General features: G+C 68.9%; 19 protein-coding genes. 4 read left to right on the forward strand and 15 right to left on the reverse strand.

Annotation, left to right across the window (positions count from 1 at the left end; translation table 11 throughout):
- Positions 1 to 16: 16 nt before the first annotated feature.
- The 6 genes from ACN28A_RS14525 to ACN28A_RS14550 all read right to left on the reverse strand — a co-directional run bounded on the left by ACN28A_RS14525 (position 17) and on the right by ACN28A_RS14550 (position 3,006).
- Entirely contained in the window at positions 17 to 421 is a 405-nt protein-coding gene (locus ACN28A_RS14525; protein WP_421395719.1) for a hypothetical protein, read from the reverse strand.
- The gene (locus ACN28A_RS14530; RefSeq protein ID WP_421395720.1) at positions 418 to 840 is read right to left on the reverse strand and encodes a DUF3307 domain-containing protein; all 423 of its coding nucleotides are present in this window, start codon (positions 838 to 840) and stop codon (positions 418 to 420) included. The genes ACN28A_RS14525 and ACN28A_RS14530 overlap by 4 nt, the downstream gene beginning before the upstream one ends.
- Positions 841 to 933: 93 nt before the next feature.
- On the reverse strand, positions 934 to 1,728 hold the full coding sequence (locus ACN28A_RS14535) for a DUF2637 domain-containing protein (protein WP_421395722.1): 795 nt from the start codon (positions 1,726 to 1,728) through the stop codon (positions 934 to 936).
- Positions 1,725 to 2,396, reverse strand: a complete 672-nt coding sequence (locus ACN28A_RS14540; protein WP_421395724.1) for an NUDIX domain-containing protein — start codon at positions 2,394 to 2,396, stop codon at positions 1,725 to 1,727. The genes ACN28A_RS14535 and ACN28A_RS14540 overlap by 4 nt, the downstream gene beginning before the upstream one ends.
- On the reverse strand, positions 2,393 to 2,767 hold the full coding sequence (locus ACN28A_RS14545; protein ID WP_421395725.1) for an RRQRL motif-containing zinc-binding protein: 375 nt from the start codon (positions 2,765 to 2,767) through the stop codon (positions 2,393 to 2,395). The genes ACN28A_RS14540 and ACN28A_RS14545 overlap by 4 nt, the downstream gene beginning before the upstream one ends.
- Positions 2,767 to 3,006: a DUF6284 family protein gene (locus tag ACN28A_RS14550; RefSeq protein ID WP_421395727.1), complete on the reverse strand. Its 240-nt coding sequence runs from the start codon at positions 3,004 to 3,006 to the stop codon at positions 2,767 to 2,769. Before ACN28A_RS14550 ends, ACN28A_RS14545 begins: the two co-directional genes overlap by 1 nt.
- A 537-nt stretch (positions 3,007 to 3,543) precedes the next feature.
- Between ACN28A_RS14550 and ACN28A_RS14555 the strand changes: the two genes are divergently transcribed.
- Both ACN28A_RS14555 and ACN28A_RS14560 read left to right on the forward strand, forming a co-directional pair.
- Complete coding sequence (locus ACN28A_RS14555) at positions 3,544 to 4,368, forward strand: GntR family transcriptional regulator (RefSeq protein WP_421395729.1); 825 nt, start codon at positions 3,544 to 3,546, stop codon at positions 4,366 to 4,368.
- Positions 4,368 to 4,691, forward strand: coding sequence for a hypothetical protein (locus ACN28A_RS14560; RefSeq protein ID WP_278065295.1), 324 nt, complete (start codon positions 4,368 to 4,370; stop codon positions 4,689 to 4,691). Before ACN28A_RS14555 ends, ACN28A_RS14560 begins: the two co-directional genes overlap by 1 nt.
- Positions 4,692 to 5,302: 611 nt before the next feature.
- Here the strand turns inward: ACN28A_RS14560 and ACN28A_RS14565 are convergent.
- The 7 genes from ACN28A_RS14565 to ACN28A_RS14595 form a co-directional block, all read right to left on the reverse strand.
- Positions 5,303 to 5,992, reverse strand: coding sequence for a hypothetical protein (locus ACN28A_RS14565; RefSeq protein WP_421395731.1), 690 nt, complete (start codon positions 5,990 to 5,992; stop codon positions 5,303 to 5,305).
- A gap of 248 nt (positions 5,993 to 6,240) precedes the next feature.
- Positions 6,241 to 6,666, reverse strand: coding sequence for a hypothetical protein (locus tag ACN28A_RS14570; protein ID WP_421395732.1), 426 nt, complete (start codon positions 6,664 to 6,666; stop codon positions 6,241 to 6,243).
- A complete protein-coding gene (locus ACN28A_RS14575; RefSeq protein WP_421395734.1) occupies positions 6,663 to 6,914 on the reverse strand; it encodes a hypothetical protein in 252 nt (83 codons plus the stop codon). Before ACN28A_RS14575 ends, ACN28A_RS14570 begins: the two co-directional genes overlap by 4 nt.
- Complete coding sequence (locus ACN28A_RS14580) at positions 6,911 to 7,090, reverse strand: hypothetical protein (RefSeq protein WP_421395736.1); 180 nt, start codon at positions 7,088 to 7,090, stop codon at positions 6,911 to 6,913. The genes ACN28A_RS14575 and ACN28A_RS14580 overlap by 4 nt, the downstream gene beginning before the upstream one ends.
- 230 nt (positions 7,091 to 7,320) lie before the next feature.
- Positions 7,321 to 8,472, reverse strand: coding sequence for a helix-turn-helix domain-containing protein (locus ACN28A_RS14585; RefSeq protein WP_421404384.1), 1,152 nt, complete (start codon positions 8,470 to 8,472; stop codon positions 7,321 to 7,323).
- Between the two features lie 165 nt (positions 8,473 to 8,637).
- Positions 8,638 to 8,835 carry a hypothetical protein gene (locus ACN28A_RS14590; RefSeq protein WP_421395738.1) on the reverse strand — a complete coding sequence of 66 codons (198 nt, stop codon included), beginning with the start codon at positions 8,833 to 8,835 and terminating at the stop codon, positions 8,638 to 8,640.
- Between the two features lies 1 nt (position 8,836).
- Positions 8,837 to 9,007 (reverse strand): hypothetical protein, encoded by a 171-nt coding sequence (locus ACN28A_RS14595; RefSeq protein ID WP_421395740.1) that lies wholly within the window; start codon positions 9,005 to 9,007, stop codon positions 8,837 to 8,839.
- A gap of 369 nt (positions 9,008 to 9,376) precedes the next feature.
- Between ACN28A_RS14595 and ACN28A_RS14600 the strand changes: the two genes are divergently transcribed.
- Both ACN28A_RS14600 and ACN28A_RS14605 read left to right on the forward strand, forming a co-directional pair.
- Entirely contained in the window at positions 9,377 to 9,658 is a 282-nt protein-coding gene (locus tag ACN28A_RS14600; protein WP_421395742.1) for a hypothetical protein, read from the forward strand.
- A gap of 190 nt (positions 9,659 to 9,848) precedes the next feature.
- Entirely contained in the window at positions 9,849 to 10,391 is a 543-nt protein-coding gene (locus ACN28A_RS14605; protein WP_421395744.1) for a YbhB/YbcL family Raf kinase inhibitor-like protein, read from the forward strand.
- 66 nt (positions 10,392 to 10,457) lie between these two features.
- Here ACN28A_RS14605 and ACN28A_RS14610 read toward each other — a convergent pair whose 3' ends face one another.
- Together ACN28A_RS14610 and ACN28A_RS14615 are read right to left on the reverse strand one after the other, a co-directional pair.
- Positions 10,458 to 11,168, reverse strand: coding sequence for a class I SAM-dependent methyltransferase (locus tag ACN28A_RS14610; RefSeq protein WP_421395746.1), 711 nt, complete (start codon positions 11,166 to 11,168; stop codon positions 10,458 to 10,460).
- A gap of 292 nt (positions 11,169 to 11,460) precedes the next feature.
- Positions 11,461 to 12,240, reverse strand: coding sequence for an IucA/IucC family C-terminal-domain containing protein (locus ACN28A_RS14615; protein ID WP_421404386.1), 780 nt, complete (start codon positions 12,238 to 12,240; stop codon positions 11,461 to 11,463).
- Positions 12,241 to 12,406 lie beyond the last annotated feature (166 nt).

Raw genomic sequence — 12,406 nt, forward strand, 5'->3', positions numbered from 1 at the left:
GACGAATTCCTCCTGGTCAGACGGTGGTGAGTGCGGAGTCGATGAGGGCCAGGTCGGGCCAGTCCTTCGGCCGGCGGGCGGTCAGCTTCGACCGACGGACCTCGGCCAGCGAGGCGAACGGGATACCGGCGTGCAGCTCGGCAGACCGGATCAGGTGGTCGGTGTCGAACCCGGGAAGCCAGTCGGTGACGGCTTCGATCTGGAGTCGGACCATCCGCCCGTGCCCGGACGGGGTGGCCACCGGTCGGGCGGCGGCGGTCAACGCCTGCCACGCCCGGCCACGGGCCACCACGTCAAGGTCCCCGATGTTCGTGCGCAGGCCGTGGGCCAGCAGCGGCCCGGACCCGAACACCACGTAGTCATCGGCGGGCAGGTCCAACGCGCGTAGCATCCGGACCAGCGGGTGAGCGTGAAGGTTCATGCGGCCACCACCAGGGCGGCGACGAACAGGAACGCGACGTGGGCGGACTGGTCGAGGGCGTACAACCCGCCACCCCGTTCCAACCAGCCCGGGTCCTTTCCCAACCTGTCCGCCAACCGGCGCAGCGGCCGGCGGCGGTCGATCCAGTAGTGCGACAGCCCGGACACCGCCAGACCGGCGACGGTCGGCCCGACCGGCAACGCCAGGTCGAGGAACAGCGGCAGGCAGGCCAGCGCGGCGGCGGCGGTCAGGGTGTAGGTGCCGACGTGCGCGGCGCACGCGGCCCGGCCACGCCACCCCGGCGAACCCTTGTGATCGGCCTGGCATTGGGTCTGCACCCAGTGATCGGCGAACTGATGCGCGGCATAGAGGGTGGCGAACACGGCGGCGAACACGGCCACCGGATCGGATGAGAGCATGAAGGTTCCCTTTCCGAGGTCTTCGGACAGCGGAGGTAGGGCCGGCGGCACAGCACTGGTTTCCAGGCCGTGAGGCTGTGCCGCCGGGCGGGGCTAGGCTGCGTCGATCAGGTCGGGGTGACGGCCGTTGGTGGCCGGTGCGGGTGCCGTTTCCGCAGCGTCCGGCCCGGTTGGTGACGCCACCGGAACCGGCCCGCTGGTGGTCAGGTGACGGCGGGCGGTGGACTCGCTGACACCGGCCTTCGCCGCGATCTGCGCGGGGGTGGCGCCGGGCAGCTTGGCGGCGGCCCTGGCCACCTTCTCCGCACTGGTCAGGGTCTTCGGCCGGGAACGGGCCGGGCGCGGCTTGACGTCATCCGGCACGGCCGGTGCCGTCACCTGCGCAGTGGTGACGGAACCCGCCTGGTCGGTACCGTCACCGGCATCCGTGGTGACCGGATCGGCGGGCGGTGCCGGCGGCGGCACGGTGGCCGGTGCCGGGGTGGTGGCGCCGATCGCGGCGGCGATCCGTCCGCCCAGTTCGACCAGGCAGATAGACGCGACGACGATCAGCCCGTCGACCGACAGCGGTAGCAGGTACGGCGCGGCGCCGGTCTCGCCGTAGTGGGCGGCGACAGCGGCCATGTGCCAGTACGACACCCAGGCTGCGATACCGGCGATGACGGCGGTAGCGGCCCACCGGGCGAACGCGAGCGCCCGGCGGTGTACCGGAACCCGCGAGATCAGCTCGACGGTCAGCAGCAGCGCCAGGGGCGACCACGCCGAGATGATCTGACTGATCAGCGACTCCCGGGCGTGCAACACGTTCCCGGCAATGGAAGCGGCGACGCCGAGCGCCAGCACGAGGCGGACCGCCCAGCGGATGCGCTTGAGCTGTAGCAGGGTCACGACTGGTCTCCGTTCAGAAGCGTGGCGAGCATGTCTCGGTGGGCGGGGAACACCGTGCCGCCGTAGGTGGCGGTCAGGTGGTGGTGGAGGTGCCGGTAGTCGGTGGCGCGAAGCCACGCGGCCCGGCGGGCGTCGTCACGGCCGGACACGTCGGGCAGTACCCGCCACTCGTCACCGAGATCGATCAGGACCGGGGTGGTGACCATCCATGCCTCATCACTGGCGCGGGGGTCGGGCACGTACCGGGCCGGCATGACCCGGTGCCGGACGCTGCGGACCAGGTTCAGGCCGGTTTCCTCGGCCAACTCCCGAAACGCCGTGTCGGTCGGCGTCTCGCCCGGATCGACGTAGCCGCCGGGCAGTGCCCACCCGTGGCCGTCGGAGCGTTCGACCATGAGCAGCCACCGCTGTCCGTAGATGTCGGTGGCGGTCACGATCGCGTCAGCGCACTGCTGCTCACCCCAGTGGCCAAGCTCGTTGCGGCCGTACCGGACACCGGTAGGCGCGTACGGGTTTACCGGCCGTCCGTCGACCAGCGGGAACGGGATCGCGGCGGTAGCCCGGCGGGCGGTCCAGTCGATGCCGGTCGGGTCCATCACCGGATCGGCCCACGACGCTCCGGCCGCGATACCGGCCAGCACGCTGGGATGGGTGAAGGTGCGGGTCATGCTGCTACCTCCTGCGGATAGGCACAGTCGACGCACTCCCCGAGGGAGCGCGGGATGCAGTAGGGCCGGACCACCCCGCATGTCGGGCAGGTCCGGCGGGCCGTCAACGCCTTGCCGATCGCGGCGCGTTGAGCGGGGGTGGCGGTGCGCTTCGGCCGGGCCAGGTCGACCCGGTACAGGTAGGCAACGCGGGTGCCGCCGACACCGCGCCACATGATCTGCGCGGCGACCGGCTGACCGGCGGGCCGTAGACCGGCGGCGGTCAACTGTCGGCGGGTGGCGTAGCCCGGCGGGGCACCCTGCCACCAGTAGGTAGGGATGCCGTACCGCGCGCCGTCCGGGTCGTGGTAGGCCGCGCGGAGCCGGGACATCAGGCCGCGCGGTACGGGTCGGAACGGGCGGTCAGGTCGGCGGCGGCCCGCGTGACACGGGCTTCGGCCCGGCGTAGCCGGCGCCAGTCCAGCGCGGTCGGGCCGCCGTGATCCTCGGCGTAGATCATGCTGATCTGCGCGTCCAACACGTCCAGCTCAGCGGCGATCAGCGGCCACTCGTGCTCGATCGCGGCCAGGTCGGCGGCGGTCGGCTCGCCAGGGTGCAGGTGGAAGCTCATCGGGATCTCGGTTCCTCTCGGCAGGTCAGCGGCGGCGACGGCGCTTCGGCGGGCAGTGGTCGGTCCGCGTGGACACCACGCCGCACCGGCACTGCTGAAGCGGGTTCGACTTCCGGGCGGACACCCGGATACAGCCAGCGAGACTCATAGCGGTCACTCCTCAACAGGTCGGGGAGCCCCGGGCCGGTACACGGCACGGCCCGGGGCCATCCATCAGGGCTTTCAGCGCTCGCTATCCGTCCGCTCGCCACGCTCGACCGGGACCTACCGGCGTCGTCGCAGGGATACCGCTCGCGGCCTCGCAAGCGCCTTTTCCTGTCGCTGTGGAGTTGAGAAAGACCAGGTGCGCGGCGGTCCGTACGCGAACGCCGCAGCCAAAGCCGCAACGCCGACGCCGACATCCGACCGGCGGACTTCCTATCCTCTGGTCCTCTAGAGGACCGATGGACACCATCGTAGGGGCCGGTCAGCCGATGTCAAGAGCTATAGAGGACTTAAACTTGGAGTGACCCCACGACCGAAGGAGCAGGCAGTCAGATGGCGACGAAGTATGACCGGATTGCGGCAGATTTGAGGGCAAAGATCCGTGACGGAGACCTCGCGCCCGGAGATCAAATGCCAGCCGAAACGGTACTGAAAGAGACCTACCGAGTTAGCCTCGTAACGATGCGGAGAGCGTTGGATCTACTCGCTGCCGAGGGATTGATTGAGAAGCGGCATGGACACGGAACCTTCGTGCGCATCCCTAGGCAGCATGTAAAGCGCACATCCGAACGCCATCAGTGGGAAAAGGATAGGGTCCTTTTACCTCTCGATCGGCGCTATGGAACCGGCTCAACGGAGCGGGATACCGGCCTTGAAATGCCAGATCTCGAATTTCATGCAGAATATAATGAGATCATCGCTGACCAGGATCTAGCGAAGGCATTCGGTGTACCGACTGGCACGAGGCTATTGGAGCGAACCTATCGGACTCGGCCCCGATCCGAGCCTGCCCCGTTCGGTCTCGGTCATTCTTACTTGCTGTACGACATGGTTGCAGTGAACCCGGACTTGATCGACGTGACTAAGGAACCGTGGCCCGGGGGCACTCAACATCAGCTATTTACGATCGGCATCGAGCTTGATCGGATAGTAGAAGAGGTAACAGCAAGGCCACCATCGGCGGATGAGGCCGAGGAGCTAGGCATCGATGTCGGGGTTGCGGTACTTGTGCTGCGTAAAACCTCGATCGACACTGATGGTCGAGTCGTAGAGGTCTCGGATTCCGTCCTAGCGGGCGACCGTACCCAACTGTCCTACACGATAGAACTTAAGCGGTGGCCGCTTGCCGAGCGACGCCGGGCCGAGAAGGGGCTGTGATGAGCGAAGCCGATCCATCTTGGGACGCCGAGACACGTGAACGCGTACAGCGAGCCATGAATCAAGTGATGTTTACGGCGCGGGATGTACTTATGCGCTATGCGGACGAAGACTGCTTTTACGTGCCACCTAGCGAAGTCTCAGACGCCGGGGACGTAACCGGCCTCATCAACGCCGGACGGCACCAGGTTATTCGACGCTTGCAGGAGGAAATAGACCGCGCGCAGGCAACTATGGACGCTGTGATCGGAGACATCGACGATCACAGGCGGGAATTCCTCGGGCAGGACTATCGCTCGCCTCGCGTACCGCGTTCAGATTGACTTGAGAGAGGGGGTTCGCAGCCGGGCCGATGAGCCATGACCGAGCGGAGGCGTCGCGTTCCACCGCGCGGCCTTACACGAAGCGTCGCGTCGAGCTGGGCGCGACGCGTTGGCCGTGGCCAGCCATGTCGGTGAGGGTGGACAGAGGGGGCCTTATGTCGTATCCGTGTCGTCGGGTCCCGGTCGAGGCGTGTTCGTGCTGGTGAACGCCTTGATTGGTAAGGTCTTGAAAACCGGTAGGGCGGCAACGTCCTCGTGGGTTCGAATCCCACGCCCTCCGCTCCCCGAACAGTCAAATCGCCCCTGACCAGCACAAACGCTGATCCGGGGCGATTTGATCGGGCATGAATGACCTTCAATTCGGCTCGCCGAGGAGCGCCGAATCCTACAGGTCGTGTCATTTGCGTGTCTGGGGTTTCCCGGCTCTCCTCGCTGACCCTACTGGACGCCGGCAGTGCTCCAGGAGTGTCCGGGTAGGTCGCCTCCCTTTCGCCGACGCGGCCGGCGGTCCGCCGGTGACCGTCTCCCGAGAGTGGATCGGCCGCCACGAAGCGATGAACGTCCACCAGCCGGGCTCGTCCTGGAGGTAGGGCGCTTCTGCGTGTCCGGCGTCAGAGCACCTTGATGGACGCGATTGCGAGCAGCGGCACCGTGGTGTTCCCGCCGATCTGGGTGTCGTACGAGTGCGAGCCGACCACCCTGACCGTGGCTCGAAACTCGTCGTCCTCAACCACGTTTTCCAGCTTGGCGGCCGACGCGGTGAGCAGCGTATTTGTGTCGTACTCGAAGTCGTATTGCATGTTCTTGTGCCCGACGTCGGCGCGGAACGTGTCGGTGCCGGTCGCCGCGTCGAACTGCGTCACAACGCCGTACACGATGTACGTCTTCCCGATGTACTTGTCGGGGTCCTTTACGACAAGCTTCCACTGCCGCTCGGTGAGTGGCTTGTAGGTAACCTTGGGAGCCGGTTTCGGCTTCGGCGAGGCGGTCGTCTTGTTCGGGATCGGCGAGGCGGTCGTCGGCATCGCCGCTGGGCTGGTGGTATCCGGGGCTGGCGCGGTGGTCGACGTGGTGCCGGCGGCGGAGGTGTTCGTGGTGCTGGTGGTGGGGTCGTCGCTGAGAGCGCCGATAACGCCGAGGCCGCCGCAGCAGAGCAGCACGATGCCGGCCAAGCCGCCGACGATCCAGGGCCAAGGCTTGCGCTTCCTGGGCAGGAGCAGCGGAGTGCTGTAGGTGGGCGGCTGCGGGTCTCCGCCGAGCGGGTTGTAGGGCGGGCCGGAGGTGGCGGGTGGCTGGCTCATGGCCGGTTACCGTACCGACGGTGCATAAGTGATCACGATCCGCCAAACGCACCACGGCGTCGCCCGGATGGACGGAGCCGTGTCGTGCTCTGACTGGCCTGCTGGATCCGGCGTCCGCCTGCCTCGGCTGTGGCCGGCGCCGGTCAGTGTAGCCTCGCCGATTTGTGGCGAGTGCCGACTGGCCGGCCGGGTGGGAGGCCGCTCGACGGTGCCTGTAGACAAACGGGGCCCTGCAAACAGACGCCTGATCACGCCTCGGGTGCCGTAGGCGGGCCGCCTATGCCGGTTATCCGCCGCAGTTCCTCCAGCGACGGCGTTGTCGACGGGCACAAGATCAACCTACTGTCCGCCACGGCCGGCTCCCCGACGACTTCCAGCCATGTCCCGGCCAGCACCCCCCGACCGCAGTTCGGAAGGCCGCACGGCCGGCAGCCGTCGATCGTCCGTGGCCAGTGCGCCGTCATCACCTGCCGGGCCACCACGGTGACGAGCCGGCGTCGTTCCGGGTCCGGCCCGACGAGCCGGTCGGTGATGACGACCCACAGCGCCCACTCGGCGGTCGGACACCAGTCCCCCCGGCAGCCGTTGCAGTCGCGGCCCTCGGCGTGCGCGGTGATGGTGTCCCAGGCCCAGTCGACGGCCAGGCCGGGTGCGGACTCCGGCACCATGCTCACCGGACCCGCTCCAGTGCCGCGCGTACGTCTGCGGCGGTGACCGCCGCAGGCAGCGTCCCGCCGAGCAGCACCCGGACGGCGTGCTCCCGCCGGTGAACCTCGATTGCCCACGACCAGAGGTCACAGCCGTCCGGGCCGCACTCCGCGCACCCCCGCAGCGCGTGCCCGCCGAGGACCAGGCGGGCGAGCGCGCACTCGACGGGCACCAGCCACTGCACGGTCAGCCAGCGCCGCACCATCCGGATCACAGCAGTCGTCCCAGGCCCGTCGGGCTGTCGGTGCTGGCCCGGTCCACCCGGCGGCGTACGGCGGCGAGCAGCCGGACGCAGCCGCCCCGGGGCGCACACTCGGTGCACCGACCGCCGCCCCGGTGCTGTGCCTCAGTTCGGCGGTCCGACTGCCATTGAGTTACGAGATCCATCATCGCGTCACCTCCGGATACGCCACGGCGCCCGGGATTTTTGATCACCGAGCGCCGCTCAACTGGGCGAATGGCTGGCGCCGGCCGGGCCTGCCTACGGAGAAGGACCAGACCGACCGGCGAGGACGCGGGGCCTGTTCGCATACCGGCCGGGGGTCGGCAGGAACCGTGCGTCCCGAGATCGGACGCTAAGGACTGGCACGCATAGTGGTGGATGCTTACGCACCACTACTTCAGTTGAGGACGCCCATCCGCTCGCACAGTCCCCGAAGCTCTGATCCGAGCAGCCCCCGACGCAACAGCGATCGGGCGGTTTCTCGGGCCGATGTCGACGACCGGGTGTGCTGCGGGCCGACCCGTTCCCCCGTCAGCAGCATCCGCACCGCGTCGTGGTCCCGGCCGACGTCGGCCATCGCCCGCGCCATGTCCATGTAGAAGTAGACCTGTCGCACCGCCGGCAGGTCCGTCACCCGGATGGTCCGGGCGGTCTCGATCGCCTCGCCGGCCCGCCCCGTGTCGAGTTGGAGCGCCATCTGCCACAACGCCACGTTCCGAGGACCCCACGCCATGTCCCAGGCGTCCGTCTCGCCGGTCCGGGCCGCGATCCGGGACGCCTCGGTCAGGTGCTCCTCGGCGGTACCGATGTCCCGTAGGCCGGCCGAGTGGTGCGCTCGCGCCAGGTGCAGGAAGCCCAGCAGATCCAGGGCGGAAGGCGCTTCCAGCCGCCGCTGAATGTCGTCGGCAGCCCGGTCGCACATCACACGCGCCGGCCCGTACGCGCCCGTGTAGGCCAGGACGCGAGCCTGGTTCGCTGTCGCGACTGCCAATCCTGCCGGGTCTTCCAACTGCTGCGCCGCTTCGCTGCACTGCTGGGCGGCGAACCAGGCGTGCGCGGGAAAGCCGACGTTGAGCAGGCAGCCCATCGCAACGCCGTACACCGGCACCATCATCTCGGCCGTCTCCGGCCGCCGTCCGTCGGCGTGCAGGGCAGGGATCAAGCTGATGAGCCGATGCATTGCTCCGGAGTAATCGCACCGGCTGTAGAGATCCCGCACCAGGGCGGTTTCCTGCCGGATGGCGCCGTGTGCTGCCTTGCCGGGGACCGGACGCTCCGCCAGCGGGTGACGCATCATCTCCGTCCAGACCCGCTCGGCGTCGATCCGTGCGGCGTCAAGCTGCCGGTCGGCGGGCACGTACGGCTGTCCGGTCAGCTCGACCACCGAGCACTCCAGCGCGGCGGCCAGGTCCACGACCATGTACCGGTCGGTGCGCTGCTGGCCCCGTTCGATGCGTGACCACGAGGTGTGCGAGATGCCGGCCCGGCTGGCGGCATAGCGAATGCTCCACCCGCGCAGTTCGCGGCGGGCGCGGATGCGATCACCAATCGACGGATCGGCTGGTACGGTACGACGAGGCATGGCAGACCATCCCAGCTAGTGGACTGGGCGGCAGCCTGCTGGTGGCTACGCCGGGCTGGCCGCCACTTCGGACGCTACCCCCGTTCAGTCGCCTACAGCGAGCGACCTCGCTTGCGCCACCGGTAGCTCTCATTAGGCGGCCGGCTTCTTCTGCTGCCACGGGTACGCCATCGCACGGAGTCGTGCCACGTGGTCGAGGTGTCGGCGTTGTCGCGTCAGGTCACCACGGGCGCCGGCCTCGTCAGCCCACCGCTGGATCTCCGCGATGCGTTCCTCGTGGTCTGCCTCGAACAGGTCGCGCAGTGCCTGAACGTACGGATCGACTGCCATGTCAGTCACCTAGCCGTTCGTCTAGTCTGCCGAGCTCGTACCGGTTGTTCTCGACCCTGGTCCGGTGCAGGGCCTGATGTTCCTCGTACTGCGCGACCAGCATGCGATCCCGCTCGACCTGCTCCACGAGGCGTATCCGCTCGAACTGGTCGTGCTCATCGTCTCTCGACAAGAGTCCGCTCCTCCACTCTCCCGCGCGTGCCGCGTCGTTGACACGCCGACAGCCTCTCCCGAACGGTCGGCGATCGGGACGGTGGCCGGCGCACCTGTGGACAACCACGGTGCTTGTGGATAACCGCCTGATCATGTTGTGGATGTGCTACGGCGACCCTCGGCAGGTGTACCAACTCAGGGCCTGGTCAGGACATGGGAGATGTCCCACACTCGGTTGACGGCCATGCGATGCGTTCGCCTACTCTCTACGCGTAGTAATCGCATGGTGATCCTGCGTACAGATCATCGATGCGATCGACGGGCGGGTACGGGGCCGCCTTGGCGACGGTCACGCCCTTTCGGGCGTACGGAGTGGAGCGAGGGTGCGATGGAGCTGCTCACCCCGGTGCAGGTCCGGAATCGACTGATCCTGGTGGCCCGGCGGATCGTCGCCGACCACGCCCCGGACGCCGAGGGGATCTGCCGCAGCTGCGGGGTCCTGCACTGCGAGGCACTTGCGGCGGCCCGCGGCTATCTGGCCAGGGTCGAGGAGCCCCGCCGTCCGCTGGTGGTCGAGATCCACCGCCGCGCGGCCGTACCGCCGCCCGGTGTCACCGCCGCCGACCTGCGGGTCGCCGTCGCCACGCTGCCGCCCGACGTCGAGCCGTAGCCGGACCGCCCCGAGCCGCTGTGGGCGGGCGTGGTTGCGGGCGCGGAGGAAGAGGCCGGCGCCCCGGAAGGACGGGGCGGACGGCTCGGGTGGCGAGGTCCGCGCGGGTGGTTACCCGTCGAACGGGTAGAAAGGGCACGGCGCCGGTTCTCCGGCCCGAGCCCACCCGCCGTGCGGAAAGGACTTCGCGATGACTCTCGAACGACCAGTGCCACCCGACCCGTACGAGATGCTGCCGACCGTTCCGGCATTCACGCTGACCAGTAACGACGTGCGCAACGGCGAGCCGATGGCCGTCGAGTTCGCCCACCAGAGCGTCGGCGGGCAGAATCTGTCGCCGCAGCTCGCCTGGACCGGCTTCCCGGCCGAGACGAAGAGTTTCGCGGTCACCTGCTACGACCCCGACGCGCCCACCGGCAGCGGGTTCTGGCACTGGGTGCTGGTGAACGTCCCCGCCGACGTGACTGAGCTGCCGCAGGGTGCCGGGCAGTCGTCGTCGGCCGGCGCGGCGGGCGCGTTCAGCGTGCGCAACGACTACGGCGAGCAGGCGTACGGCGGCTGCGCGCCGCCGGCCGGGGACCGCCCGCACCGGTACGTCTTCGCCGTGCACGCCCTCGACGTCGACAAGCTCGATCTGACCCCGGAGGCGAGCCCGGCGTACGTCGGGTTCAACCTGACCTTCCACACCCTGGCTCGGGCCGTCATCAGGCCGACGTACCAGGTCAAAGGCTGATTCTGGCGCCGGGCCGGCATCCGGTGCGCAGTAGGCGCCGATGCCGGCCCGTGGCCCGCGGTGGTCTCAGGCGGGCACCCGGGCGACCGCGAAGACGGACTGGCCGAACGGCGGCCGGACCACCCGCTCGGCGGCCTTGGTCACCGGCAGCACGAGGGTGTCGTACACCTTGACCATCGGGCCTTCCTTGGGCATCAGCCGGAAGACGCTCGTCGCCATGTAGTAGCCGATCAGGCCGAGCGCGTTGGCGTAGTGCAGCGTCTCGACCTCCAGGCCCGCCTCTTCCAGTGCGGCCCGCATGGTCTTCTTGGTGTAGCGCCGGACGTGACCGGTGGCGATGTCGGCCGGGCTCATCGCGAACTGGAAGGCCGGCACGATCAGCACGATCGCCCCGCCGGGCCGGACCAGGCTGCGCATGCTGCGCAGTGCGCCGACGTGGTCCTCGATGTGCTCCAGGACGTTGTAGGAGACGGCGGCGCTGTAGTCGCCCTGCTCGGTGTTGGGCAGCAGCATCTGCCGCACCTCGATGGTCGGCTCGCTGGCCAGGCGCTCCTTGAGCGCCACCAGGCGGTCCGGGTCGGCCTCGGTGGCGGTGAACCGCTCCAGGTACGGCGCCCACTCGATCGCGTAGTCACCCAGGCCGCTGCCGATCTCGATCGGGTTGTTGCCCAGGTAGGGCAGGGCCAGCTCGACGAACCAGCGTCGGTGGTTGACGGCGGTGGCGAGGCCCTCGAGCACCTCTTCCTGAATACGTTGATCTCCAGTAATTTCTGCCATGCGTAGATCCCTCACGCTCTGACTCGACCTGCACTGGACCGACAGAGTGAACCATCTACGACGACCGTAGGGAAATCGGGGCACTCGTGCGAGCCGAACTCACGACTTCAGGCATCGGTTGTGACCAGTTCGGGGGTGTTTCGTTACAGACCACCCGAACATAGTCCGTCGAGGTTGGCCCGGCGTGTCGCGGCGATAACGGTCCAGTGTCGATCTTCACCCGTGCCGCGACGCTCCGTCGGCCTCCCGGTGACACCGCGAATCGGCCGGCGGCTCCGCCTCCCGGTGCGGATCAGGGGGTACGGATGCAGCAACCGGCGCAGACCTTCGGCTGCGGCAGGGTGAAGGCCAGGCAGCAGGTCTTACGCTGCACGGTCAGCTCGCCGGTCGGACCCGGCACCAGCTCCACCAGGTCCGCCACGCCGAGGGTGTCCAGCAGTGCGCCGATCGTCTCGACCGACTCCCCGGGCAGCGCGTCGGCGGCCCGCAGCACCGCGTGTGCCACACCGGAGGCGACGGACCCGAGCAGCGTACGGGCGCCGAGCCGGACCTGCTGGTGCAGCGAGTCGAGCATCGGGGTCAGGTGCGCGTCGAGTACGGAGGCGCGCAGCACGGCGAGCAGTTCGGCCTCGCCCGGCACCACCCGCACCTCGCTCAGGCAGGAGAGGGCCAGCGGGTCGGAGGGGAGCACCGCGATCTCGGTGGAGCGGCGGATGCCGAGCGCGAGCAGCGGCCGGTTCTCCTCGAACCGGACCAGCACGTCGGTCGGGTGCAGCAGCGGCACCCGGCGCGCGGAGGCCCAGCCGAGCACCACGGGCAGCAGCAGCCAGTAGGTGTAAGACTTCCAGGCCAGGGCGGCGGCGGCGTGCGAGCTGGCCCCCCAGCGCTGCCGGGTGACGGCCAGCAGTTCGGGCAGCCGGGTGCCGTCCACCAGTTCGGTGGCCGGGGCCCAGCCGGTCTCGTCGGAGACCACCAGACCGGTGGCGAGCCCGGGCAGCTCGTCGGTGCCGAAGGCGGCCCGCAGGGTCGCGGTGACCGGGGCCAGGGGCGCGGCGGCGCGGTCGCCGACCAGGAGAGTCACGCCCGGTGGCCGTTCTGTGGCGTGGCGGCGGGCGAGCAGGCGCCCGGCGCGACGGCCGCGACCGGACCGGTCTGCCTCGATGCCACCTGGATCAACCCCCCACGTCTGACGACTGATCGTCACCCTAGCCCACTAAGGCAAGCCTAACCAGACCTGG

This window comes from Plantactinospora sp. WMMB782, from assembly GCF_049179135.1.
GTDB lineage: Bacteria > Actinomycetota > Actinomycetes > Mycobacteriales > Micromonosporaceae > Plantactinospora.